Source organism: Photobacterium profundum (assembly GCF_003026285.1).
GTDB lineage: Bacteria > Pseudomonadota > Gammaproteobacteria > Enterobacterales > Vibrionaceae > Photobacterium > Photobacterium profundum.
Map to the genome: position 1 here is coordinate 19788 of NZ_PYOD01000007.1, position 26512 is coordinate 46299.

Below are 26512 nucleotides of genomic sequence, written 5' to 3' on the forward strand. Positions count from 1 at the left end.
TTATTTCTTTGCTGAATAGATCGTAAATTTATTCGTATTAGCGAGAACGTTACATGTCTCTAAACTTTGTTCAATCAGTTCTGGATACTTGAGGAAGCTATTGGCAACAATGATTAACTGCCCGTCGCTAAATAAGTAGTTAGGTGCTTGAGCGATAAAGTTTTCTGTTGCAGCATAGAAGGTTTTTAAGCCAGCATGGAAGGGAGGGTTACTGATTAAGTAATTGTAAGGACCTTCTAGTTCAGAATATACATCAGTCGCTGTAAATTTCGCGTCTAACTGATTAACTTTAAAGGTTTCTTTTGCTGATTCTATTGCTAATGCGCTGATATCACACAACTCTAATTCAATGCGTGGGTGTTTTGCTTTCATTATTGCACCCAGTACACCAGCACCACAACCAAAGTCGAGTACTTTACCGCGCAATGATGGCAAGGTATTAATCAGCAACTTTGACCCGTTATCAAATTCACCATGACTAAAGACACCAGGTAATGAGCGAACGGTAAGTTCGACACCTGATACATTGATCGGATAGCTTTTAAACCAATCATTAAGGTTAAAAGGCTTAACCTCATTGTCACAGCGTCCCCAGTAGAAACTGCAACGTCGTGCTGAATCATATTTGGTTAGAGGACCATAAGGTTGGAACATTTTTTCAGCACTGCGCACACCGCTACGGTTTTCACCAACAATGCAAATCTCTGTTTCGGGACCAAATTTAGCCAGTAACATCGACATTAAGTAATCAGCTTCAGCTTTAGCTTTTGGCCAATAAATTAATAACATATCAATGTCGAGTGTCGCGTCTAATTGAACACCAAAATGACAGTCAACATTACTATGTCGCTTCATTGAGCTGTGGTAGCCAAAGTTAGTCGTAAAAACTGCGACAGATTGCGCAACGCTAGCTAATTCTACTGGATATGCATCGCTTAACTCGCCTGCAATAAGTACCTTTCGGCCTTCAAAAAACGCTAACTGACGTGCAACAACTTGGCTTGCGGCGGTGTAAGACATAGATAGCCTCAAAAATACATCACTGAATAAGGGCGCGAATTGTTCCACAAAATGGCGTGTATGAAAAGGTGAGCGGTGCCGCATATTAATGACGGCACCTATTTGTTCTAGTTTGAACTGGAATTAACTCTGATTTTGCTGATCAAGAAAGTCTTTAAATTCCACTTCATAGAGCTTGAATAGTACTAATGTAACGGCAAAAATAATTGGGCCATAAATTAAACCAATTAAACCAAATAAATGTAAACCGCCTAAAATAGAGAAGAAAATGAGTAAGGTATTCATGCCTGAATTACCTTGCATTAATAATGGCCGTAAAATGTTGTCGATTGATCCCACCACAATAATGCCCCAACCACTTAAGAATAGTGCCCATTCCCATTGATTTATAAGCAATAAATACAGAGCCGCTGGCAGCCAGATCAATGCCGTACCAAAAACAGGAATAAATGAAGCGAAAGCCATCATCGACCCCCAAAATAAGCCAGGAAAACCTGCTAACCACATAGCAAATCCGCCTGCAAAACCTTGCGCTAATGCAGTGAGAAATGAGCCGAGAACCGCAGATTTAGCCACTTGTTCAACTTCAGTCAGTAATGCATCTTCTTGGCTACGAGATAAAGGCAGTACATGACGAACTGCATTAACCATTTTGGCGTGATCGCGTAGTAAGAAAAATAATACGAAGAGCATTAGCATAAAGCTGATAATAAAATTGGTGGCATCCCCCAATATTTTTGCACTCATGTTAAGTAGTTGAGCGCCAAACTTTGATGCAGCAGAGGCAATTTTTTGTAAAATCGCTTGTGTATCAATGCTTTCAAACGGTGACCATTTATCAATAAGCAATAGTACTTTTTGTACATAAGGATGAGCAAGTAGTTCTTTTGCCCCACCAGAAGAGAACCAAGTGTAACTGTCTTTCGAGAAAGTAGTTCCTTGGTGCACAATGGATGAGAATACGATCAAAAGCGGGATCACAATGATAAACGTCAGCAGGATACAAGAAAGTATTGCAGCACTGTTGGGCTTACTTGGGATCTTTGATTCGATTCGTATGTGCAATGGGTAATAAAGCAAAGAAATGATAAATGCCATGACGATCGGACCAATGTAAGGTTCAATCAAGCGATAACTGGCATATACGGCGATACCGAGAGCTACGATGAGCATCCAGTGGCGAGATTCAACTTTAAATGGTTTTGGCACTTTTTTGTCCTTCGATAAGTTAACATCGTATTTAGTGTTGCTTATAATTGCATCACTTGTATCAAGTTCACAATCTTAATTCATGATTAATAATATATTTAATTAAAAACTTACTTCGTAAGAACACTATGGGTGAATACTATGGGCTGCTGTGATTGCGGAACAAAGAAAAAACGTAAACTGCCCTTGGCTGGCATCATTATTTTAGGGCTAGCTATACTTGGCTTTTTATTTTGGCAATAGTTTTAAGTATAAGTCATTGATACAAAACAAGTCATGACAAACATGAAATTAACGCTATGTAGAGCGCAAGATGACGAGAAAGTTCGATTTTTATTGTAATCCAATAAATACCAAGCATAAAAAACGCCACTCAAAGAGTGGCGCTGATTATGATGCAATTTTGCTTAACTGAGCCTTTATGCATTAGCTTCTTTTGCTAATGTTGCAAATGCGCGCTCTGCAGCATTTAACGTTGCTTCAATTTCTTTATCGCGATGCGCTAGAGAGGTAAAACATGCTTCATATGCTGATGGTGCAAGGTAAATACCGTTTTCAAGCATCAGATTAAAGAACCTCTTAAAGCGTTCGATATCGCATTTAGTAACATCAGCATAGCTTGTTACGGTTTCTTGCTCGGTAAAGAAGAAGCCAAACATGCCACCAACTTGATTAATAGCTAATGGAATATCATATTTATCTGCTAGTGCTTTAAATCCATTAGCTAGAATCTTCGTGGTATTCGCTAGGCGCTTCTCATTACCTTCTTCTGTTAGTACGCTTAGACATGCGTAACCAGCAGCCATTGCAACAGGGTTACCTGATAGTGTACCAGCCTGATAAACAGGGCCGGTAGGCGCGACATATTGCATCACGTCTTTACGTCCACCAAACGCACCAACTGGCATGCCGCCCCCGATGATTTTACCCAGTGTCGTTAGATCTGGCTTGATGTTGTAATAACCCTGGGCTCCGCCTTCTGAAACACGGAAGCCTGTCATTACTTCATCCAGAATCAGTAATGCGCCGAATTCATCACAAATAGTACGTAGACCTTCAAGGAAACCTGGAACTGGTGGAATGCAGTTCATGTTGCCGGCAACTGGCTCTACGATAATACAGGCAATTTGCTCTGGGTGCGCAGCAAAGGCTTCACGTACAGTCTCAAGATCATTGTACGTACATGTTAGTGTATGCTTTGCAAAATCAGCAGGTACACCCGGAGAGCTTGGCTGACCCAGTGTTAATGCACCAGACCCAGCTTTAACTAATAAGCAGTCAGCGTGGCCGTGGTAGCAACCTTCGAATTTGATGATTTTGTCACGGTTAGTGAACCCACGCGCTAAACGAATCGCACTCATGGTTGCTTCTGTACCTGAGCTCACCATACGAATTTGTTCCATTGACGGAACAAGCTGAGAGACTAGCTCAGCCATGGTAATTTCCATTTCAGTGGGAGCACCGAAGCTAAGGCCTTGTTGAGCAGCTTTGATTACAGCATCACGAACAGCAACGTGGTTATGGCCAAGGATCATCGGCCCCCAAGAACCTACGTAGTCGATGTACGCTTTACCATCAGCATCAAAGATATATGCGCCATCAGCACGTTCGATGAACAGCGGGCTACCACCAACACCGGCAAATGCTCGAACGGGTGAATTAACACCGCCGGGGATGATTTCTTGTGCTTTAGCAAATAAATCAGCTGATTTGCTCATTGTGACGTCCTATTTTCAAAATTGATTCAGGCTTGAACTTGTCGCATTGTACCGAAAAAAAAGGGCGCTTGGCGAGTTTCTATTGCGCTACCTTAGTCACATAACACTATCTTTACCACTGATGGAAAACTAGTTTCCAACAATCACAGTGTAAAAAAATGCGTCTATCAACTACGATGAACACTTACCAAACTCATCACTCCTCTCTGTGACCCTCTCAAAGAATTATACGGCTGAATAATGACTGATAAAAAGCAAGGCACTCCTGCACCTGAACATCTACAACCGAGTGGTCTTGTTCGGCGTTTTTTATCTCGAGATAAAACCCCTGTATCGGTTCTTTTTCTGTCAGCATTGGTTGGCATGATTGCGGGTTTATTGGCAACGTTATTTGAAATCGGAGTTCACTGGGTGTCAGAGCAGCGTACCGAATGGTTAGTGCATGAAATTACCAGTGAATTACCACTATGGTTAACGGCTTTTGTGGTGAGTGCTTCGCTAGCATTTATTGGCTACTTCTTAGTTAACCGTTTTGCACCCGAAGCGGCAGGTTCTGGTATTCCTGAAATCGAAGGGGCGATGGATGAGATGCGTCCCGTGCGCTGGTGGCGAGTATTACCGGTTAAGTTTTTTGGTGGCTTAGGTGCATTAGGTTCAGGAATGGTTTTAGGCCGAGAAGGGCCAACGGTTCAAATGGGTGGAAATATTGGGCGAATGGTCTCTGATATTTTTCGTCTAAAAGATAAAGAAGGTCGCCATGCACTTTTAGCTTCGGGTGCATCTGCAGGCCTTGCTGCTGCTTTTAATGCCCCACTTGCTGGCATTATGTTTGTTGTTGAGGAAATGCGCCCTCAGTTTCGTTACAGCTTAATTTCGATTAAATGTGTCACTATTTCTGCGGTTGTTGCCAATATCGTGTTTCGAAGCATTAAGGGGCAGCACGCCGTTATTACCATGCCGCAATATGATGCTCCGACGCTAAAAGCATTATGGCTGTTTTTGTTATTAGGTATGTTTTTTGGTGTATTTGGGGTGCTTTTCAATCGCTTAATTACCCTGTCTCAAGATTTATTTATTCGTATTCACCGCAATGAACGTCGCCGCTATTTAATTACCGGTACTTTGCTTGGGGGAACTTTTGGTTTGCTACTGCTTTATCTTCCTGAATTAACGGGCGGCGGGATTTCTCTGATTCCTGATGCAACCAATGGTAAATACAGTATTAGCTTGTTATTCATTTTATTCTTAGCGCGTGTTGCCACGACCTTGTTGTGTTTTGGCTCTGGTGCCCCTGGCGGTATTTTTGCGCCTATGCTGGCATTAGGGACGTTATTTGGGACGTTTTTTGGATCGATTGTTCAGATGTATTTCCCTGAATTAGGGCTCGAGCCGGGGATGTTTGCTATTGCAGGAATGGGGGCTTTATTTGCAGCAACGGTACGTGCACCCATAACCGGTATCTTACTGGTGATTGAAATGACCAATAATTATCACCTGATCTTACCCTTAATCATCACGACAATTGGTGCCACAGTGTTGGCGCAGGTCTTGGGTGGAAAGCCTATCTATTCCCAATTGCTACATAGAACCATGAAAAAAGAAAAATTACGTAATGAAGTGCCATCTGAAGTGAGCAATACTTGAACAAGTTAGTCAGGTATTAGATAATCATGTTAATTACCGCATGTGTTTGAGAGGTCTTTAATGAGCGACGCCAATGTACCGCTGTCTTTTTCTGATGTAGCTGCGAACAAAGTGAAAACGCTTATTGCTGAAGAAGAGAACCCAGAATTGAAACTACGCGTATATATCACTGGTGGTGGTTGTAGTGGTTTCCAGTATGGTTTTACTTTTGATGAAAAAGTAAATGATGGCGATATGACGATTGAAAACAGTGGTGTAACGCTGGTGGTTGACCCAATGAGCCTGCAATATTTAGTTGGTGGTGTTGTTGATTACACTGAAGGGCTGGAAGGTTCTCGTTTCTTTGTAAACAACCCAAACGCAACAACAACCTGTGGTTGTGGAGCGTCATTCAGCGTTTAAACCACGGTTAACTATCTTCAGAAGAGATAACAGTGTAAAAAAGCCGTCATTATGAATGACGGCTTTTTTATATCGATAAAAAGAAGGGTAGAAAAGAACTTTCGATATTTAGCCTTTATGCGACCCTTGCTCTAAAGGGCCATTGTCTGCAATCAGCTGACTAAATTGTGCTAGCTGACTAAGTCTGTCGTTAGCATGTTTTTTGAAAGCGCTCTTCTCTTTGCCTTTCAATGAATTAGCTTGCGGAAGCTTTACAGTTCGTGGGTTTTTATGTGTGCCGTTTACCAAGAATTCGTAATGCAAATGCGCCCCAGTTACTCGCCCTGTACTCCCTAGTGTGCCCACTGTTTGTCCTTGCTTGACGCGTTGCCCTGTTTTCACGCTACGCTTGGTCATGTGAAGATATTTAGTGATATACGTAGAGCTGTGACGAATGAACACATAGTTGCCGTTGAACTTGTTATAGGCTGATTTCATCACGATGCCATCACCCGCAGCCCAAATTGGCGTGCCTACTGGTGCGACATAGTCAGTTCCGCGGTGTGCTCGTACACGTCCGGTTACAGGGTGTAGTCTTCTAGGGTTGAAGTTAGAGCTTACATAACGAAAATTAATCGGGGAGCGTAAGAAAGCCTTACGCATGGCACTGCCATTTTGATCGTAATATTTTCCATCTTCACTACGAACAGCGGTAAAGGTTTGACCTAAATTCGAGAAGGTTGCAGCAAGAATATTCCCGCGGCCAATTTGCTCGCCTTCTACAAAACGCTCTTCAAAAAGAACAGAGAAAGTATCGCCTTCTCGAATATCTAATGCAAAGTCGATATCCCAACCGAAAATCCCCGCAATTTCCATGATTTGATTGGCGGTTAAACCGGCTCTATCTGCTGCGTTCCAGAAGCTTGAGGTAATGGTGGCTTGAGCAAAATTAAGCTGAGTATCTACTTTTTTCTTTTCAATGTTAGATTTAAAGGTGTCGCCAGCACGGGTAATGATGAGCTTTTCTGTCGGACTTTTGGGTTGAATAAGTTGAATTAGCTCATTTTTTTCATCGATACCAAATTGAAATGTATCACCCGGACGTAATGCGGTGAGCTCTTTTGTACCTTCATCAGCATTGATTAAACGATGAAGTGTGCTTGAGCTTAACCCTATCTTATTAAAGACCACAGCGAGACTTTCACCGGATGCAACTTGGTGCTTTTTCCATGTTAATTCAGGGATATTAGGGCGGTCATCTTCTTGAGCTGGACGAAGTTGATTGGGCTCAAGGTTGATTTCAAGTGGGTATATTTTACCAATTTCAAATTTACGGTCCATTTTATCTGCTTTCTTAGGCATAGGCAGCAGGATCAGCACTATCACAGCAGCACTGATGAGAGCGATGAGAATTTGGTGCATCCTTGGCAATTTAGTAAGTTTTGATACTAGCATTGGTATTTTTTTAATATAAAGGAAAAAATAAGACAGCGCTTAGTCTAACTGGTTTCAAAAAACATCTCTATTCAAGTAAGATGGTTGATTATGACTTTTTTGCCAATTCTGTAGGAGCAAACAAGAATGGCCAGCATTGAACAAGCTTTAGCTGAAATTAAGCGCGGTATTGATGAGCTAATTCCAGAAGAAGAGCTGATTGCTAAATTAAAAGAAAACCGTCCATTACGAATCAAGCTAGGTGCTGATCCAACAGCGCCTGATATTCATTTGGGCCACACAGTCATTCTTAATAAGCTACGTACTTTCCAAGAGCTTGGTCATGACGTTACTTTCTTGATTGGTGACTTCACTGGTATGGTTGGTGATCCAACGGGTAAAAACACGACTCGTCCACCACTAACACGTGAAGATGTTTTGGCTAATGCTGAAACGTATAAAGAGCAAGTGTTCAAAATTCTTGACCCTGCAAAAACTAAAATTGAGTTCAACTCAACGTGGTTATCAGAGCTAGGTGCCGAAGGTATGATTCGCCTTGCTTCTAACCAAACCGTTGCTCGTATGTTAGAACGTGATGATTTTAAAAAGCGTTATAACGGCGGTCGCCCTATTGCGATTCATGAATTCATGTACCCATTACTACAAGGGTATGATTCTGTTGCAATGGAAACAGATGTAGAGCTTGGCGGTACGGATCAGAAATTTAACCTATTAATGGGACGTGAGCTGCAAAAGTCACACGGTCAAAAGCCTCAAGTTGTACTAACAATGCCTCTTCTTGTCGGCCTTGATGGCGTGAAGAAGATGTCTAAGTCAGCGCATAACTACATTGGTGTGAGTGAAGTACCAACAGAAATGTTTGGTAAAATCATGTCGATCTCTGATGATCTAATGTGGAACTATTTTGAGTGCTTGTCGTTCCGCCCACTGGAAGAGATTGAGCAGTTTAAGCAAGATATGGCGAACGGTAAAAACCCTCGCGATGTTAAAATTTTGCTAGCGAAAGAAATTATTGCTCGTTTCCATTCTGCAGCTGATGCAGATGCTGCAGAGCAAGAGTTTATTAATCGCTTCCAAAAAGGTGCGATGCCAGAAGAAATGCCAGAGCTTGAATTTGAAGCTGGTATTGCTATCAGCAACTTGCTAAAAGACGCTGGCCTTGTTAATTCAACATCTGATGCAATGCGTATGATCCGTCAGGGTGCTGCAAAGATTGATGGTAACAAGATAGAAGATACTAAGCTTATTCCTGCTGCTGGTACTGCTGTATACCAAGTAGGTAAGCGTAAGTTTGCCCGTATTACCCTAAAATAATATGGCTAATTTTCAGTGATGTAAAAGGGCGCTTGATGCGCCTTTTTTATTGGCTGAATTTTTTTATTCCTCTCTGTCGCCGAGAAGACTACTATCGAGATATCCCTTTTTCTAATGGCTTGTTATGACATCGCTAGAACATATTATTACTGAGTTAACACCATTGCTTCAACAATATGGTTATTGGATTTTAGCCATCGCAATTGCGGTTGAAGGCATCGGCATTCCTGCGCCTGGGCAATCTTTATTAGTGGTGGCAAGTTTACTGGCTGCGTCAGGAAAAATGTCGTTGTCTAGCATTTTACTTGTGGCTGGTCTTAGTGGCTTTATTGGGAATTGTTGTGGTTTCTGGATTGGTCGAAAGTTTGGCCATGTATTGGTGAACAAACAATGGATAAAGCCTCGAACGCTTGGAAAGTTACATGCTTTTATTGAGCGTTATGGTACGTTTGGTTTACTGATAAGTCGATTTATTGAAGGGATCAAACAATTCATGGCATTAGGCTGTGGTATTGCACAAATGCCGGTTAAACATTTTTTGATTGGTAATTTACTGGCTATCAGCGTTTGGTTGATGGTATTCGGGGTAGCTCCGGCATACCTACATGATGAAATGGAACATATTCTGGCTTTTTATCATAATTATCAAGCATTGTGCTGGGCAGTTGTTAGCGCCGTGGTGATTGTGCTTTTAGCGCTAATTCTCCGCTCGCTGAAAAAACGCCGTTTAGGCCTATGAGACGAGTAACACTGATACCGAAAGGCGCGTAATGCGCCTTGAACATATTCAGCCTGACGACTTTTCACTATGCCTTTAAAGATTAAGTCTTTATAGGTAAATAGTTTACAGACTATAGTCATTTCGTTGCGCTGGATCGTCTGACAAATATTCAATGAACTCCCATTCAATACCATCTTTATCAAAGAAATAGATCCGTTTACGCCATGGATGGTCGGCACCAAGCTCATTTTCTTGATAACCAGCGTCGATTAAACGTGCTTTCGTTTCACCCACATTATCAATGACGATCCCAATATGATTAATGCCAATATCAAGGTAGGGCGTTCTGTCGCTCTCTTCGCGTTCAACCACTTCTTGAAGGGCTATATAGCTGTTTTCTGTACCTAGATGACACCAACGATAATGCTCGCCTTGTCCTTGTTTTCTAATCTCAAATTCAGGGATAGCGGTTTGGAGGAAGTGGACGGTGTTTTCCAATTGCTTGATCGTGATATTGGCATGCTCTACATAGGCTGACATTGTGTGCTTCCTTTTCTGTTTATAAGGTTATTTGTTTATATAGTAGTTTGCCATTTTGATATGTAAAGTTTTTGGTTTATTTATTGTTATTGGATACAAAAAAACCGCCTTGAGTGGCGGTTTTATGCAAGATGTTGTAATAAATATACTTACCAGTAGCATTAACTTTTTAGGGTCAAAGCTGGTAAAGAAAGGTGCCAACGAATAGCTGCAAGACGAATCGAAAGTGTTGCGACCACACCAGCAAGAGTTGCTATTGTAGGGTCAATATCCACACTCAAGCCAATGGTGTGAATCATTCCACCAAGAATACATGCAGTAGCATACACCTCAGTTCGTAATACCATCGGAATTTCTCTGGCTAATACATCTCGAATTACACCACCACCACAGCCTGTAATAACTCCCATGATCACCGCTACCATGGGGGATGCGCCGAAACGAAGGGCTTTCTCTACCCCGATAGCAACAAAGACCGCTAGACCTATGGCATCGGCAACAGGTAAAAAATACCATGGCATACGCTGCGGACGTCGTACGGCGATCATACTTATAAGACAGGTAAAGAAGATGACCCATAAGTAGTTAGTATCAGTAATCCAAAATACTGGAGTGGCGCCTAACGCCATATCACGAATCGTACCACCGCCAATAGCTGTCACACTGGCAAGTACAACGACCCCAAACGGATCCATCCTTAATCGACCCGCCAGTAACACACCCGATGCGGCAAAAACGGCAGTGCCGAACATATCGAGAATATATATAAGCATGCTTGTCCCTGTTAAATAGAAAGACCATTGAGAGCGGACTGAGATTGTACGAGGAAATTAAGCTTGCTCAACTTGATATCACGGCTTTGTGAGCTCATTCACATTGATTGTTGAGACTCTGTTACAGAGTGCCATCCCTGACTTGATCGAATAGACCGCAGACTTGTTTTATCGCATTAATCGTACGTGGTGTAGGGCGATTTAGCCAATCAGCTTGTAATGTAAAAACATGATGATTATCAACGGCTGGCAACTTACCTTGCCAGTTATGCCAAATGCTGGTTTTAGTATCTGCATGAGGTGTTCCGAAGATAACTTCTGGTTGTCGAACAACAACTTGCTCTTCTGAAACTTGAGGATAGGCGGCTGGACTATCCCCAAAAATATTTCGGCCTCCGCATAATGAGAATACTTGGCTTGGCCAACTACCATCGGCAATGGTAATGATAGGGGAATCACTTAACTGGTAGAAGAAACTTACTGTACGTTGATTTTCATTGCGGGTTTTAAAGGCATTAATTTTTTGGCGAAATTGATTCGCAGTTTGTGTTGCTTGTGTCGGCTCTGGTGAATACTGACCAAGTTGCTCGATGGTTGTCGCAATATCTTCCAGTTCGACAGGGTTCGAATAAAAAACATTCAACCCCAATTGTTCTAACTTAGCCATTTCACGTGGGGGATTACCACCTTTCCATGCCAATATCAGGTCGGGTTGTAATGCAACAATGCGTTCTAACTTTACACCACGATAGTTAGCAACTCGTTCCAATTTTTGTGCGGCTTCTGGGTAATCACTGTAATCACTGGCAGCAATTAAAGCGTCACCAAGTCCTGAAGCATAAGCAAGTTCGGTAGTATGAGGAGAAAGGCTAATGACACGTAAGGCTGGTTGTTGGGCAATACTGAACGATGAAAATAGGGCAATAAACAGATAAATAAAGCGCACTTAGAAACTTCCTTGAAAAATAAACAGTAATGCGCTTTCAATTATGACCCAAGCAAGTAGACGGTGCGTCATCATTTGTTGTATTTGCGCTAAATGAAAGGCTGCAGGTGCGATTTTGCCTCCAATTTGGGGGCGTACCATTTTCTTATTATCGTAAATAGCAGGCCCACCTAAAGACAGTGATAATTTATGTCCTGTCGCACTCAGTAGCCAGCCGGGGCCGGGCAGAAACCAGTGTTCTCCCTGCTTTATTAAACCTTGGAGTGCGGCTTTGCTGTTGTTACCGACAGTAATGAGTAATGCCAGTATGCGCAGTGGAATAATATCTAGCATCGCGAGAATACGTACTGCAGGTAATCCGAATATATTGTATTGATGACGCGATGGTGACCATGCTCGGGCAAGGCAAATCGCAACGCGATACATGATGGCACCAATTCCTCCGGCAATGGCATACCAGAATAAAACGCCAGCCACTAAGCGTCCGTAACTCAGAAGCTGTGTTTCTGCTCCTGCTTTTCCTAAACCTAATAAAGAGAGATTTTGGGTGTTACGATTAAGGGGATATTCCAGTAATTGACGGCAGCGTACTTTGTCTTCTTTGGCATAAGCACTAATGAAATGCTGACTGAGTTTCGCGGTATTACGCCAATCTAGTGCAACCCATAATAAGGTGAGTTGAAACAGAATATCTACCCAAACAAGTTGATAAAGTGCAATTAATAAAATTAACAGCGTGCCCCAAATAAGTGCCCAAGTTAACGTCCCTGAGAATAAACGTTGTTTGTGGTTATCGTTAGGATTGTTGACTTTATCGGCCAGTAGAATCGCGAAACGTTGGCAAATATGGATGGGATGCACAGCGGTTGGTATTGGGAAAAACCAATGTATGACTAACGCTCCCCACAATGCGAGTAGGGAGGCGTTATCGAGCAAAATAGACCAGCTATTTGTCATTACTGATTAAGAATCTCAACCATTTTTGCAACCATTACTGACGAGCTTTGTGCTGCTAATGGTAAGAACTCTTCAAAGCTCATTGGTGATTCTTTATCTGCGACATCTGAAATTGCACGAACAACAACAAACGGTACATTAAATTGATGACAAGCTTGAGCGATTGCAGCCGCTTCCATTTCCACTGCAATAACTGTTGGGAAGTTATCACGAATGAACGCTTGTTTTTCAGGTGTACATACGAATGCATCACCTGTACAAATTAGACCGCGAACGGCATGCATGTCAGCCATTGAGGCTAGTGCTTGCTCTGCAGTCAGTATCAACTTTTCATCAGAAATGAAAGCTGCTGGTTGCTGTGCCATTTGACCAATTTCATAGCCAAACGCTGTTACATCAGCATCGTGGTAACGTACTTCTGTTGAAATAATCACATCACCAAGTGTTAGGCTTGAATCAAAACCACCCGCAGAACCTGTGTTTAAGACAACGTCTGGTTGGAATACTTCCAGTAAAACAGCGGTACCCACAGCTGCTGCTACTTTACCAATCCCAGATTGTAACAAGACAACATCTGCGCCATTCAGGTTACCCGTATAAAAAGTACAACCTGCTTTGTGGTGAGTTTCGCAGTCAGTAAGTTGCTCTTTAAGGATGGTAACTTCTTGCTCCATCGCGCCAATAATGCCAATTTTCATGGATTTGTTCTCTTGTTAGTCAATACTTGCTGCGAGAGTCGCAACCAGAAGTGTAATTATTGACGCAATTGTACCACGCTGTGAGAAAGGTTGAAGTATGAAAAAACGAGAGCTGATGGGGCTAATTTGATAAGTTAGCCCATCAACACTCTCGTTGTATTGTGTATTTGTCGGATGTTAAGTGTTACACCTCAAGGTAATCAAGAATACCTTGAGCTGCTAAACGCCCTTCATTAATTGCAGTGACGACGAGATCTGAACCCCGTACGGCATCGCCGCCAGCAAAAATTCTCTCGTTAGAGGTTTGGAATGGGAAGGTAGCAGTTTCTGGTGCTTTAATACGCCCATTTTGGTCAATGTCGACAGCGTATTTTTCTAACCATGGCATGGCGTGAGGTTGAAAACCAAAGGCCATAATAACGGCATCGGCTTCAAGTAAATGTTCACTGCCTTCAATCAATTCAGGGTGACGACGTCCTGCTTCGTCTGGTTCACCGAGCTTTGTTTTAACGACATTCACCCCAGTTGCTTGGCCTTGGTCATTAATTTTTATACTTAATGGTTGTAGGTTAAACATGAATTTCACGCCTTCTTCACGTGCATTTTTTACTTCACGTCTTGAACCCGGCATATTGGCTGCGTCACGGCGGTAAGCACAAATTACATTTTTGGCATTTTGACGAATAGAGGTGCGTACACAGTCCATCGCGGTATCCCCCCCCCCTAATACAACAACGCGTTTTCCTTTCATGTCAGTAAAATCAATGTCAGTGTTTAGGTTCATCACTTTATAGGTATTTGATACGAGAAATGGCAGGGCATCGTAAACACCAGCTGCATTTTCGTTTTCTAGCCCTGCGCGCATGTTTTTATACGTTCCGACCCCAAGGAAAACAGCATCATAGTCTTTGAGTAAGTCATTCATCTGAATGTCTTTTCCGATCTCGGTATTGAGTTGGAATTCAACGCCCATTTCAGTGAATATTTTACGACGGTTAACCATCACCTCTTTCTCTAATTTGAAAGAGGGGATGCCAAATGTCAGTAGACCACCAATTTCAGGGTAGCGATCAAATACCACAGGTTTTACGCCGTTGCGTACTAAGATATCAGCGCAAGATAACCCTGCTGGACCGGCACCAATAATCGCCACTTTTTTATCTGTCCATTCAACATGCGACATGTCGGGTTTCCAGCCCATTTCAAACGCTTTATCGGTAATGTATTTTTCAACGTTACCAATAGCGACGGCGCCAAAGTCCTCATTAAGCGTACAAGACCCTTCACATAAACGATCTTGTGGGCACACTCGACCACAGACTTCAGGTAGCGTATTGGTTTGGTGGGCGAGTTCTGCCGCTTCTAATATGCGCCCTTCATTGGCTAATTTTAACCACTGTGGAATGTAGTTATGTACTGGGCATTTCCATTCACAATATGGGTTACCACAGTCAAGGCAGCGATCAGCTTGAGCGCCAGCTTGCTGTTGTGTAAAGGGCTCGTAGATTTCAACGAACTCAATCTTACGGATGTTAAGCGGTTTTTTTGCAGGATCAACACGCGCGACATCAATGAATTGGTATACGTTCTGGCTCATTAGTTTTCCCCTCCTTTATTGTGCTTGTACACGCAGCTCTGCAGCTGAGCGGCTTTGGTGACCCAGAAGGGTATTCACATCTGCCGATTTGGGTTTCGCTAAATAGAACTTTGGAATCCATTGGTCGAAGTCGGCCAGAATTTCTTGAGCTCGGCTTGATCCTGTTTCTTCAAGGTGGCGATCAATCAGACCGCGTAAATGCTCTTGGTGGATTTGAAGGCCATTTAACTGCAGTGTTTCAATGAGTTCAGGGTTTACGCGTCCTGCGAAATCACCATCTTCATCAAGAATATAAGCAAAGCCACCGGTCATGCCTGCGCCGAAGTTGACTCCAGTTTTACCTAAAATGGCAATAATCCCCCCAGTCATGTATTCGCATGCGTTATCCCCCGCACCTTCCACCACGGCAATCGTACCTGAGTTACGCACACCGAAGCGTTCACCTGCCGTACCTGCAGCAAATAACTTTCCGCCTGTTGCACCATATAAACAGGTATTTCCAATGATTGTGGCTTCATGTGATTTAAATGCGGAGCCGATTGGTGGTCTGATCGCAATCTTACCGCCGGTCATTCCTTTACCCACGTAGTCGTTAGCATCGCCCGTTAAGTTGAGGTTTAGTCCGCCCGCATTCCATACTCCAAATGACTGACCAGCAGTGCCATTTAAGTAAAGGTTTATGGGTTGACCTGCCATGCCTTGGTTACCGTAACGCAGTGCAATTTCACCGGATAAACGGGCACCAATCGAGCGGTCAGTATTACGGATATCGTGATACAAATCGGCACCGCTTCGGCTTTCTATGGCTGGTAAGGCTTCTTCAATTAATGTGTTACTTAATTGAGCGGTATCAAACGGGGTATTAGGTTCGCTGCAATACACTGTTTTGCCTGCGATTGGTGTAGGCGCATGTAGTAGACTGCTTAAATCAAGTTTGTTTTGTTTCGCGGTATGGCCGTTAATGACTGCGAGCAGATCAGTACGACCAATCAGATCGGTGAGCTGTTTTACCCCTAACTGAGCTAATAATTCACGGACTTCCTGACCTAAGCCGATGAAGTAGTTCATGACTTGTTCTGGTAAACCTTTGAAGAAATCACGGCGCAGTTTTTCATCTTGGGTTGCGACCCCTGTTGCACAATTATTTAGGTGGCAAATACGCAGGTATTTACAGCCTAACGCCACCATTGGGGCGGTACCAAAACCAAAGCTTTCAGCACCTAGAATTGCCGCTTTCACCACATCGAGACCGGTTTTCAAACCGCCATCGACTTGTAAGCGGATTTTATGCCGTAATCCGTTGGCTACTAATGCTTGCTGAGTTTCTGCTAACCCCAGTTCCCATGGGCTGCCTGCATATTTTACAGAGGTGAGTGGGCTCGCACCGGTTCCGCCGTCGTAACCTGAAATGGTGATTAAATCAGCGTAGGCTTTAGCGACACCTGTCGCAATCGTGCCGACACCTGGTTCTGAAACCAGCTTGACTGACACCATGGCTTTAGGGTTCACTTCTTTTAAATCAAAGATCAATTGGGCTAAATCTTCAATCGAATAAATATCGTGATGAGGTGGCGGTGATATTAATGTAACCCCGGGAACGGCAAAGCGCAGTTTGGCAATCTCAGTGGTGACTTTGTGACCTGGCAGCTGGCCTCCTTCTCCGGGTTTAGCACCTTGTGCCACTTTGATCTGAATAACATCGGCATTGACTAGGTAATGCGGTGTGACCCCAAATCGTCCTGAAGCCACTTGCTTAATACGTGAGTTTCGCTCGGTGCCAAAACGACGTGGATCTTCGCCGCCTTCACCTGAGTTTGAGTAACCCCCCAAACGGTTCATCGCAATCGCGAGTGCTTCATGGGCTTCGGGGCTGAGTGCGCCAATAGACATCGCGGCGGAATCGAAGCGCTGATAGAGTTCAGAGGCGGCTTCGACTTGTTCTAGTGTTGTCGGGTTATCCGATTTCTTTAATGCTAACAAGTCACGAATAGCCGCGACTGGACGTTCATTAACGATATTGGCAAACGACAAGTAATCGTTGTAATTACCTGACTTTACAGCCTGTTGCAGGGTGCCAACCACATCGGGGTTGTAGGCATGGAATTCACCACCGTGAACGTATTTTAGCAAGCCGCCATGTTCTATCGGTTTGCGTTTTAGCCATGCTTTGCGTGATAAGTTAAATAAGTCTTGTTGGAAATCATCAAAGTTAGCGCCAGAAATTCGGCTTGAGACCCCGCTAAAGCACTGTTCGATGACGTCTTCATGCAGACCTATCGCTTCAAAGAGTTGTGAACAACGGTATGAGGCAACGGTGGAGATCCCCATTTTTGACATGATCTTGTACAGACCTTTATTCATGCCATCGCGGAAATTTACCATCACATCACGATATGGTTTAGAGATTGCCCCATTATCGATCAGCTTCCCCAGCGATTCATAGGCAAGATACGGATAAACTGCGGTGGCACCAAAGCCAATGAGTACTGCAAATTGGTGTGGGTCGCGCGCGGTTGCGGTTTCGATAACCACATTGGCATCGCAGCGCAAATTCGTTTTCACGAGGCGATTTTGCACGGCACCGACGGCCATTGCCGCAGGGATCGGTAATTTATTTTTATCTATCCCACGATCCGATAATACGATCAATACTGTACCACTGCGAACGAGACGTTCAGCTTGATCGCATAAATCGTTGATCGCTTGTTTGAGATCTTTTTCACTCGAATCGTAGTTAATATCGATAATGCTATTACGGTAATATTGGCTATCGAGCTCTAATAGTTGTACTAGATCTGAATATAGTAATATCGGTGAATTAAAGGCAACTCGATAAGCGTGGCCATCGGTTTCACAGAACACATTCATTTCACGACCAATACAGGTAGCGAGTGACATAACGTGCTTTTCACGCAGTGGATCTATCGGTGGATTAGTCACCTGAGCAAACATTTGGCGGAAGTAGTCGGTAATGGCGCGCTCTTTTGATGACAATACTGCCATAGGGGCATCATCACCCATTGAGCCTGTCGCTTCTTGACCGTTTTCACCAACAACACGTAATACCTGATCTAACTCTTCGTGACTGACACCAAATAGTTTCTGATAAGTATTGAGTTCGTTGTCATCCAAGGAGCGACTGCCGACTTGATCGTCACCCAGCTCAGTAAAAGGGATTAACCGTTTAACGTGGCTGTCCATCCACTCTTTATAAGGGTGTCGCCCCATAAGTTCGTTGTCTATGTCGCTAGAGTGCCAGATTTTACCGAATTTGGTGTCGATAACGAGCAGTTCACCAGGGCCAACACGGCCTTTTTCAGAGACTTCATCGGGAGCGTAATCCCAAATACCGACCTCAGATGCAAGGGTTATCAATTTGTCTTTTGTGATCACATAACGTGCCGGTCGTAGACCATTTCGGTCAAGATTACAGGCGGCATAGCGCCCATCAGACATCACGATACCTGCCGGGCCATCCCATGGTTCCATGTGCATGGAGTTAAAATCATAGAAAGCGCGAAGTTCAGGATCCATATCAGGATGATTTTGCCACGCTGGTGGCACTAACATGCGCATTGCACGGAATAGGTCGAGGCCCCCGGCCAAAAACAGTTCTAGCATGTTATCTAAGCTAGATGAATCTGAGCCTGTTTCATTGATAAAGGGGGCGGCAGTTTGAAGATCTGGCAATAATGGCGAAGCAAATTTATAAGCACGCGCACGCGCCCATTGGCGATTACCCGCAATGGTATTAATTTCACCGTTGTGGGCTAAATATCGGAAGGGTTGTGCCAATGGCCAGCGTGGTTGGGTATTGGTCGAGAAACGTTGGTGGAATAAGCAAATAGAAGACTCTAAACGGAGATCACCAAGATCAGTATAAAATCGCGGTAAATCTGCTGGCATACACAAGCCTTTGTAAACCGTGACCTGGCTAGAGAGGCTACAGATATAAAAGTCAGGATCGTCGGAAATACGCTTTTCAATGCGGCGACGAGCAATATAAAGGCGACGATCTATGTCGCGGGGCTTCCAGCCAGCAGGTGCATTAATGAAGACCTGCTCGATATTGGGTAATGATTCTTTCGCAATAGGGCCGAGAACCTGATCATTGATAGGAACGGTGCGCCAACCTGCAACAGACAATGTTTCTTTTGATAGCTCATCATTGATAATTGCGCGGGCTTGCTCGGCTCTAACTGGATCCTGACTTAGAAATAGCATGCCAATGGCAAACTCTCGGGCGAGTTTCCAGTCTTTTTCTCCGGCGATAATACGATAGAAGCTCTCGGGCTTTTTCATTAATAGCCCACAACCATCACCGGTTTTCCCGTCGGCAGCAATGCCACCTCGGTGGGTCATACGATCCAATGCCGATATGGCGGTACGCACTAGCTTGTGACTAGTATCACCTTCAATATGGGCGATTAAACCAAAACCACAGTTATCTTTTTCCAGCGCTGGGTCATACAGTGTCATTGCAACTCTCCCTTGCTTCTGCTCATTTAAACAGTGTGACTGCATAAGTATGACAATCTTCCTGATCGTCTTTTCTGCTTATTGCGACATTTCAAGTTAACGATAAATTGCAAAAAGGTCAAATAATCGTTACGGGTCACATTTGAGTGCTGCCACAATATATATTTCTTATAAGTGTCTGGTTTTCAATTTTTTCATTTGAAAATCAAAAAATGGACTTGTTATTACCATTTTTAATGGTGATAACGGTCAGATACTAGCAAGAAAAAGAGCGGGTATTACCGACTTACTTCAAAGATTCTAATTAGTGATAAAAAGTAAAACTGACTGTTTAAAGAAGGGAGGAGTAGTAAAAACTGCATACCTATAATGGGTATAGGTATAAAAAAACCAGCTCACTACGGAGCTGGTTGTTTAGTGTATATCTTATGTTTTATAACTAGGCTTGAGAGAGCATCAGTGAATCAGCTTTTGCTTCTAGGTTGGAGTTACCCATCAAGAAGTCATCAATTTCACGTGCACATTCACGACCCTCGTTGATACAACGTACCACCAAAGATTGACCTGTACGCATATCGCCTGCGGCAAAAACACCTTTCTGACTAGTTGCAAAACCCGTGGTTGCAACATTACCGCGCTCATCCAACTTAATATCCAGTTGGGCAATAACACCGGTTGATTCTGGATGTAAGAAGCCCATCGCTAAAAACGCCATATCACATGGAATGATACGCTCAGAGCCTGCGACTTCATCAAAACCAGGGCGTTCACCAGGTTTGGCTTCTTGCCACTGAATATCGGCGATACGCAATGCTTTTACATTACCCGCCTCATCACCGATGAACTCTTTAGTCAGAATATTCCAATGACGATCACAGCCTTCTTCATGCGAAGTCGATGTTTTCATGATCATTGGGTAAGACGGCCAAGGTTGATTCGTTGGACGCTGCCCTGGTGGAATTGGCATAATTTCCACTTGAGTAATACTTGCAGCACCATGACGGTTAGATGTACCCACACAGTCAGAACCGGTATCGCCGCCACCAACCACAACAATATGCTTGCCTTTGGCGTGAATTTCTTCGGTTTTTAAATCCATGTCGTTAGCACGGCGATTATTTTGCGCAAGGAATTCCATCGCAAAATGTACACCAGTTAGTTCACGACCTGGAATCGGTAAATTACGCGGTACGGTAGAACCGCCTGTTAGTAATACCACATCAAAATCTTGACGTAATTGCTGGGCATTTACCGTGACACCAATGTGCGCATTAACTTCAAACTTAACACCAGCATCGCTCATTAAGTCGATTTTACGATCAATGATATCCATGCCTAATTTGAAGTCAGGGATCCCAAAACGTAATAGCCCCCCGACCTTTTCATCTCGCTCAAAAACAGTTACGCAATGACCCGCACTGTTTAACTGTTCGGCAGCTGATAGACCCGCAGGACCAGAACCGATGATAGCAATGGTTTTCCCTGTACGTGTGCGTGGTGTTTTCGGTTTTGCATACCCTTCACGGTAGGCTGTTTCGACAATGGTTTTCTCGATATTACAAATCGTGATTGGATCTTGGTTGATACCCAATACACAGCCACTTTCACAAGGCGCTGGACATACACGACCAGTAAATTCAGGAAAGTTATTGGTTGAACTTAAAATGTTCCACGCTTCTTCCCAGCTATCACGGAAAACGGCATCGTTGAATTCTGGGATGATGTTACCAATCGGGCACGCGTTGTGACAGAAAGGTACGCCGCAATCCATACAACGTGATGCTTGAGTATTGATCTTATCGCCAAACTCGTCATTCAAAACAAATTCTTTGTTATCTTGAATACGAACGCTTGGATCTACCTTTTGTGGTAGCTCACGACCAAATTCTAAAAATCCTGTAGGCTTACCCATTTACGGCCTCCAACTCTTCCTTGTTTTCTGCTTCAGCTTTACGCTTTAGTAGTACAGCTTTGTAATCCCTTGGCATTACTTTCACCATCTTTTGAAGGTTTGCTTCAAAGTTAGATAGGAAGGTTTCTGCGACTGTACTGCCTGTTAGTTCAGCATGCTTGGTTAGCATGTCTAATAGCAAGTCTTTGTCTTCTTGCTCGAGAGGATCAAGATCAACAAGTTCTGCATTTAGCTTGGTTTCGAAGTCCTCGAATTGGTCCCAAACATACGCGATACCACCGCTCATACCTGCAGCGAAGTTACGACCAGTTTGACCTAGAATAACGGCAATACCACCAGTCATATATTCACAACCGTGGTCACCGATTCCTTCAACAACCACTTTTGCGCCTGAATTACGTACACAGAAACGTTCACCCGCTAGACCGCGAATGTAAGATTCACCCGACGTTGCACCGTAGAAACAGACGTTACCTACAATGATGTTGTCTTCAGGAACAATGTTAGATTTGCTGTTTGGATAAAGCACTATCGTGCCGCCAGATAAGCCTTTACCCCAGTAGTCATTGGCATCGCCTTCGACTTCAAAATTCACACCTTTCGCAAGGAATGCCCCAAAGCTTTGACCCGCTGAACCATTAAACTTTACGTTCATTGGCTGTGGTAGGCCTTGGTCTTTATAGATTTTTGAAATCTCGTTTGACAGCATAGTACCCGTACTACGGTCGGTATTGATGATGTCAAATTCAGCATCGATTTGCTTGCCTTGATATAACGCGGGGGCGGCAACGTCAATTAACTTACGGTCAAGTACATGTTCAAGGTTGTGTTCTTGTTGGCGCTGATTATAGATACCATCGTCTTTACGAGGTGGCTCAATAAATAGCACAGGGCTTAAATCAAGATTCTTGTATTTCCAATGGCCAATATCGCTACGGATTTTCAGCTTGTGAGATTGCCCCACCATTTCTTCAATGGTACGGAAACCAAGCTCAGCCATCACTTCACGTAACCCTTCTGCCATGTACTGGAAGAAAGTCACTACATCTTCAACACGACCATCAAAACGCTCTCGCAGTGTTTTATTCTGCGTTGCGATACCAACAGGGCAGGTATTCTTATGACACTTACGCATCATGATACAACCTTCAACAACCAGTGCTGCTGTTGCTACTCCCCATTCTTCAGCACCCAGTAGTGTTGCGACTGCGAGGTCGCGAGGGGTTTTCATCTGGCCATCAGACTGAACAACGATACGGTTACGTAAGCCGTTTTTCAGTAGTGTTTGGTGTGTTTCTGCAAGGCCAAGTTCCCACGGTAAACCTGTGTGGCGAATTGATGACATTGGTGATGCACCAGTACCACCATCAAAGCCTGCAATAAGCACGACATCGGCTTTTGCTTTTGCAACACCTGACGCGATTGTACCTACGCCAGCTTCCGATACGAGCTTGACGTTAACACGTCCTGCGCGGTTAGCATTTTTCAAATCGTAGATCAGCTGTGCTAAATCTTCGATAGAATAGATGTCGTGGTGTGGTGGCGGGGAAATTAGACCAACCCCTGGTGTTGAGTGACGTGTTGCACCAATCCAGTCGTCGACTTTGTCACCCGGCAGCTGACCGCCTTCACCTGGTTTCGCGCCTTGTGCCATCTTGATTTGCAGCTCATCAGCATTACTCAAGTAGTATGAGGTTACGCCGAAACGACCTGATGCAACTTGCTTGATAGCTGAACGTTCCCAATCACCGTTGTCTTTCTTATCAAAACGAACAGGGTCTTCACCACCTTCGCCTGAGTTAGATTTAGCACCGATGCGGTTCATTGCAACAGCAAGGGTAGAGTGGGCTTCGTGAGAGATAGAACCAAAGCTCATCGCACCAGTAGCAAATCGCTTCAAGATGCTTTCAATTGGCTCAACGTCAGCCAGTGGTATAGCACCTGTTGGGCTTTTTATGAATTCAAGCTGACTACGCAATGTTGCGGCGTTGTCGCCTTGTGCATCAACAGCATGGCAATACTCTTGGAATTGCTTGTAATCTTTACCGCGTGTTGATTGCTGAAGCAGCGAAATTGTTTCAGGGTTAAACAGGTGTTTTTCACCACGTTGTTTCCACTGATATACGCCACCCACATCCAGCATTTGAATTGGGATTTCGCGAGTAGGATAACCAACACGGTGACGAATTAGCACTTCTTGTGCGATGTCATCAATGGTTAAACCTTGAATACGAGAAACAGTACCTGTGAAGTATTTATCGACAACAGATTTACTGATACCCAGCGCTTCAAATATTTGTGCGCCATGGTATGACTGTAAGGTAGAAATGCCCATCTTCGAGAAGATCTTAAGCAGACCGCCATTCACACCTTTACGGTAATTATTGAATAGTGCATCTGTTGATAACTCAGGGTCTAACTTACGCTTTTTTTGCAGATCAACCAGTGTCTCTGTCACTAGGTAAGGGTTAATGGCATTGGCACCATAACCGACTAGTGTTGCAAAGTGGTGGGTTTCACGTGCATCACCGGTTTCGATAATGATGTCACATTTCGCACGTAACCCTTTACGGATTAGGTGGTGGTGAACGGCACCCACTGCCAGCATGGCAGGAATCGCAGCATGGTTAGAGTTAACGGCACGGTCGGTCAGGATGATAATGGAATAACCATCGTTAACCGCATCTTCTGAATATTGGCAAATACGCTTAAGGGCGCGTTCTAGTTTACCTTGCTCTCCGTTAGCACGGAATACGATGTCGAGCGTTTTAGCTTGTAAGTGCTCTTTATCGATAGCACGCAACTTTTCAAGTTCAGCATTTGAAAGAACGGGTGATTCTAACTCTACTTTTTGGCAGTGTTCAGGTGTTTCAGTCAGTAGGTTCTGATCTTTACCAAGGTAAGTATTCAGCGACATAACCATACGCTCACGGATCGGGTCGATCGGTGGGTTAGTTACCTGAGCAAAAAGCTGCTTAAAGTAGTTAGATAGATGCTGAGACTGATGCGATAGAATCGCGAGTGGCCAGTCAGCACCCATTGCGCTGAGTGGTTCATAACCGGTTTTTGCTAAAGGAACGATAATTTCGTTCACTTCTTCAGAGCTCATACCAAACGCTTGTTGATGATGCAGCAAACGTTCTGGTGTTGGCTGGTGGTGCATGTTGTCGGCTTCAGGCAGGGCCTTTAAGGTCAATAGGTTGTCTTTAATCCATTGCTCATATGGCTGCGCTGTGGCGATGCTGTCTTTGACTTCTTCGTCAGAGATGATGCGACCTTGCTCTAAATCGGCAACAAAAATGCGACCCGGTTGTAGACGACCACGGAATTGAACATTCTCAGGATCAATTTTTACAACGCCAGATTCCGATGCCATAACCAAGAAATCATCTTTGGTCACAGTATAACGAGAAGGACGAAGACCATTACGGTCAAGCGTTGCACCTACTTGAACGCCATCAGTGAAACAAACAGAAGCCGGACCATCCCATGGTTCCATAACATTCGCGTGGTATTGATAGAACGCGCGTCGCTTGGGATCCATGTTCTTGTTTTCTTGCCATGCTTCAGGAATCAGCATCATAAGAGCATGTGGCAAACTACGGCCAGAAAGCACTAATAGTTCTAACGCCATATCGAAGTTTGATGAATCTGAACTGCCTTCCTGACAAATCGGCAACAACATGTCGATTTCTTGTTGGCTGAAGAGATCTGATTCAAGAATCGCTTCACGTGCCTTCATCCAGTTCAAATTACCACGTACAGTGTTAATTTCACCGTTGTGAGCAATATAACGGAAAGGCTGGGCCAGACGCCAGCGAGGAAAAGTATTGGTCGAGAAACGCGAGTGCACCAATGCGAGTGCCGTCACCATACTTGGGTTTTGTAGGTCTAAGAAGTATTGAGGTACTTGCTCAGTAGTAAGCTGACCTTTATATACCAAGGTTTTATAAGACAATGAGTTTATGTAGAAGTCATCGCCAATATTTGAAATGCTTTCAAGGCAAACACGCACAGTATAATTACGAAGAACATAGAGTTTACGTTCTAACACTGCGGGGTCTAAGTTTGCGCCACCAGTAATAAACACATGTTCAAACTGTGGTTCAGTGCTAAGAGGGTCTTCACCGATCATGGAGTTATCGACTGGCAATATACGGTAGCCAATCACTTCTAGATCAAGTCGCTTTGCATTTCGTTCTAAAATGTCACGACACTGCGAACGTTTGTGCTCATCTTTCGGGAACAGCACAACACCCACACCGTATTTATCAAATGACGGTAGTTTAATGCCTTGTTTTACTGTTTCTTCCAGTAAAAATTCATGCGGCTTTTGTAAAAGAATACCGGCACCATCACCACTACAAGGATCACAACCTTGGCCGCCACGGTGCTCCATACGAGCTAACATGTCGAGCGCTTGTGTTACGATCTCATGGGACTTACGGTTTTTAAGGTGGGCAACAAAGCCGATACCACAGGCATCGTGCTCTAATTCGGGTACATAAAGTCCCTGCGCGTTAAGCTCTTGATCTGACATTGATACATCCTTCCAGTTTCAACAAGCCCTTATCCAAAGGCTTGGTTATCCCTAATTTTATAATCACATTCTCAATGAGCTTTATATCGGACGTCTTGTCCAGCGTCGTTGAGTTGCGTGTTTGCTGTGGGATGAAGTTCTTACTTTCAATAGCAAACTAAATGTTGGAGTGTTTTCATTCTGGTATGTGAAAACACTGCAGTCTTTCCGATTTAGCAACATAAATCACTATTAGAATAGCTGATTACATCACATATGTTGTGCATAAATTGCACACAAGTGTAACTATCCTACAGTTTTGATACTTTAATTACCAACAATAAATAACACATAAAGAGCATAAATTATTTCATTTAGTGCATTTATAATTCGCCAATGTGCGTGTTTATTCGATAATGCTTATCATTGTGAATATCTTACTGAATGATATTGAGCGCGGTGTTTAGAACATTAGACTTTAGTCGGAGAGGGGGACGCACTTTTTGTCGTTTTTTATCAACAAAGGGGTAATGACGTGCTAGCTTCCTTGAGTTATACGTTTTTTCTTGTTTTGGCACAAATTCCATTTTGAGGCTTAATGTTAATCTGCGCCGCCGTAAACAGGTTTA

The 26512-nt window shown here is 43.7% G+C and carries 17 protein-coding genes; 4 read left to right on the top strand and 13 right to left on the bottom strand.

What is annotated here, in order from left to right:
- From rsmC to hemL, 3 genes are all read right to left on the bottom strand, one after another.
- Positions 1 to 1020: a 16S rRNA (guanine(1207)-N(2))-methyltransferase RsmC gene (gene rsmC / locus C9J48_RS16940; protein WP_006230603.1), complete on the bottom strand. Its 1020-nt coding sequence runs from the start codon at positions 1018 to 1020 to the stop codon at positions 1 to 3.
- A gap of 123 nt (positions 1021 to 1143) precedes the next feature.
- Positions 1144 to 2229: an AI-2E family transporter gene (locus tag C9J48_RS16945; RefSeq protein ID WP_006230604.1), complete on the bottom strand. Its 1086-nt coding sequence runs from the start codon at positions 2227 to 2229 to the stop codon at positions 1144 to 1146.
- A gap of 419 nt (positions 2230 to 2648) precedes the next feature.
- The gene (gene hemL / locus C9J48_RS16950) at positions 2649 to 3947 is read right to left on the bottom strand and encodes a glutamate-1-semialdehyde 2,1-aminomutase (RefSeq protein WP_006230605.1); all 1299 of its coding nucleotides are present in this window, start codon (positions 3945 to 3947) and stop codon (positions 2649 to 2651) included.
- A 240-nt stretch (positions 3948 to 4187) separates the two neighbouring features.
- Between hemL and clcA the strand changes: the two genes are divergently transcribed.
- Together clcA and erpA are read left to right on the top strand one after the other, a co-directional pair.
- Positions 4188 to 5591 carry a H(+)/Cl(-) exchange transporter ClcA gene (gene clcA / locus C9J48_RS16955; protein ID WP_006230606.1) on the top strand — a complete coding sequence of 468 codons (1404 nt, stop codon included), beginning with the start codon at positions 4188 to 4190 and terminating at the stop codon, positions 5589 to 5591.
- A 60-nt stretch (positions 5592 to 5651) separates the two neighbouring features.
- The gene (gene erpA / locus C9J48_RS16960; protein WP_006230607.1) at positions 5652 to 5993 is read left to right on the top strand and encodes an iron-sulfur cluster insertion protein ErpA; all 342 of its coding nucleotides are present in this window, start codon (positions 5652 to 5654) and stop codon (positions 5991 to 5993) included.
- Positions 5994 to 6101: 108 nt separating this feature from the next.
- Here erpA and shyC read toward each other — a convergent pair whose 3' ends face one another.
- Complete coding sequence (gene shyC / locus C9J48_RS16965; protein ID WP_036803250.1) at positions 6102 to 7427, bottom strand: peptidoglycan DD-endopeptidase ShyC; 1326 nt, start codon at positions 7425 to 7427, stop codon at positions 6102 to 6104.
- A 126-nt stretch (positions 7428 to 7553) separates the two neighbouring features.
- On the opposite strand from shyC, the gene tyrS reads away from it, so the two are divergent.
- Complete coding sequence (gene tyrS, locus C9J48_RS16970; protein WP_006230609.1) at positions 7554 to 8741, top strand: tyrosine--tRNA ligase; 1188 nt, start codon at positions 7554 to 7556, stop codon at positions 8739 to 8741.
- A 124-nt stretch (positions 8742 to 8865) separates the two neighbouring features.
- Entirely contained in the window at positions 8866 to 9480 is a 615-nt protein-coding gene (locus C9J48_RS16975; protein ID WP_006230610.1) for a DedA family protein, read from the top strand.
- 105 nt (positions 9481 to 9585) lie between these two features.
- On the opposite strand, the gene C9J48_RS16980 is transcribed toward C9J48_RS16975, so the two are convergent.
- The 9 genes from C9J48_RS16980 to gltB (C9J48_RS17020) form a co-directional block, all read right to left on the bottom strand.
- Positions 9586 to 10002, bottom strand: coding sequence for a VOC family protein (locus tag C9J48_RS16980; protein ID WP_006230611.1), 417 nt, complete (start codon positions 10000 to 10002; stop codon positions 9586 to 9588).
- A gap of 161 nt (positions 10003 to 10163) precedes the next feature.
- On the bottom strand, positions 10164 to 10775 hold the full coding sequence (locus C9J48_RS16985; RefSeq protein ID WP_006230612.1) for a trimeric intracellular cation channel family protein: 612 nt from the start codon (positions 10773 to 10775) through the stop codon (positions 10164 to 10166).
- Between the two features lie 121 nt (positions 10776 to 10896).
- On the bottom strand, positions 10897 to 11721 hold the full coding sequence (gene btuF, locus C9J48_RS16990) for a vitamin B12 ABC transporter substrate-binding protein BtuF (RefSeq protein WP_006230613.1): 825 nt from the start codon (positions 11719 to 11721) through the stop codon (positions 10897 to 10899).
- A complete protein-coding gene (locus tag C9J48_RS16995) occupies positions 11722 to 12678 on the bottom strand; it encodes a cobalamin biosynthesis family protein (protein ID WP_006230614.1) in 957 nt (318 codons plus the stop codon).
- Entirely contained in the window at positions 12678 to 13376 is a 699-nt protein-coding gene (gene mtnN / locus C9J48_RS17000) for a 5'-methylthioadenosine/S-adenosylhomocysteine nucleosidase (RefSeq protein ID WP_006230615.1), read from the bottom strand. Before mtnN ends, C9J48_RS16995 begins: the two co-directional genes overlap by 1 nt.
- A gap of 184 nt (positions 13377 to 13560) precedes the next feature.
- Positions 13561 to 14973, bottom strand: coding sequence for a glutamate synthase small subunit GltD family protein (locus C9J48_RS17005; RefSeq protein ID WP_006230616.1), 1413 nt, complete (start codon positions 14971 to 14973; stop codon positions 13561 to 13563).
- Between the two features lie 15 nt (positions 14974 to 14988).
- Positions 14989 to 19452 carry a glutamate synthase large subunit gene (gltB, locus tag C9J48_RS17010; protein ID WP_006230617.1) on the bottom strand — a complete coding sequence of 1488 codons (4464 nt, stop codon included), beginning with the start codon at positions 19450 to 19452 and terminating at the stop codon, positions 14989 to 14991.
- A 439-nt stretch (positions 19453 to 19891) separates the two neighbouring features.
- Entirely contained in the window at positions 19892 to 21364 is a 1473-nt protein-coding gene (locus C9J48_RS17015) for a glutamate synthase subunit beta (RefSeq protein ID WP_006230618.1), read from the bottom strand.
- Positions 21357 to 25904 carry a glutamate synthase large subunit gene (gltB, locus tag C9J48_RS17020; protein WP_006230619.1) on the bottom strand — a complete coding sequence of 1516 codons (4548 nt, stop codon included), beginning with the start codon at positions 25902 to 25904 and terminating at the stop codon, positions 21357 to 21359. Before gltB (C9J48_RS17020) ends, C9J48_RS17015 begins: the two co-directional genes overlap by 8 nt.
- Positions 25905 to 26512: the final 608 nt, after the last annotated feature.

Bases quoted from the DNA above. Each gene is read 5' to 3' on its own strand.
- hemL (WP_006230605.1), bottom strand. From the start codon at position 3,947: ATGAGCAAATCAGCTGATTTATTTGCTAAAGCACAAGAAATCATCCCC.
- rsmC (WP_006230603.1), bottom strand. From the start codon at position 1,020: ATGTCTTACACCGCCGCAAGCCAAGTTGTTGCACGTCAGTTAGCGTTT.
- clcA (WP_006230606.1), top strand. From the start codon at position 4,188: ATGACTGATAAAAAGCAAGGCACTCCTGCACCTGAACATCTACAACCG.
- erpA (WP_006230607.1), top strand. From the start codon at position 5,652: ATGAGCGACGCCAATGTACCGCTGTCTTTTTCTGATGTAGCTGCGAAC.
- gltB (WP_006230617.1), bottom strand. From the start codon at position 19,452: ATGACACTGTATGACCCAGCGCTGGAAAAAGATAACTGTGGTTTTGGT.
- shyC (WP_036803250.1), bottom strand. From the start codon at position 7,427: ATGCTAGTATCAAAACTTACTAAATTGCCAAGGATGCACCAAATTCTC.
- gltB (WP_006230619.1), bottom strand. From the start codon at position 25,904: ATGTCAGATCAAGAGCTTAACGCGCAGGGACTTTATGTACCCGAATTA.
- tyrS (WP_006230609.1), top strand. From the start codon at position 7,554: ATGGCCAGCATTGAACAAGCTTTAGCTGAAATTAAGCGCGGTATTGAT.
- C9J48_RS16975 (WP_006230610.1), top strand. From the start codon at position 8,866: ATGACATCGCTAGAACATATTATTACTGAGTTAACACCATTGCTTCAA.
- C9J48_RS16995 (WP_006230614.1), bottom strand. From the start codon at position 12,678: ATGACAAATAGCTGGTCTATTTTGCTCGATAACGCCTCCCTACTCGCA.
- C9J48_RS16980 (WP_006230611.1), bottom strand. From the start codon at position 10,002: ATGTCAGCCTATGTAGAGCATGCCAATATCACGATCAAGCAATTGGAA.
- C9J48_RS16985 (WP_006230612.1), bottom strand. From the start codon at position 10,775: ATGCTTATATATATTCTCGATATGTTCGGCACTGCCGTTTTTGCCGCA.
- mtnN (WP_006230615.1), bottom strand. From the start codon at position 13,376: ATGAAAATTGGCATTATTGGCGCGATGGAGCAAGAAGTTACCATCCTT.
- C9J48_RS17005 (WP_006230616.1), bottom strand. From the start codon at position 14,973: ATGAGCCAGAACGTATACCAATTCATTGATGTCGCGCGTGTTGATCCT.
- C9J48_RS17015 (WP_006230618.1), bottom strand. From the start codon at position 21,364: ATGGGTAAGCCTACAGGATTTTTAGAATTTGGTCGTGAGCTACCACAA.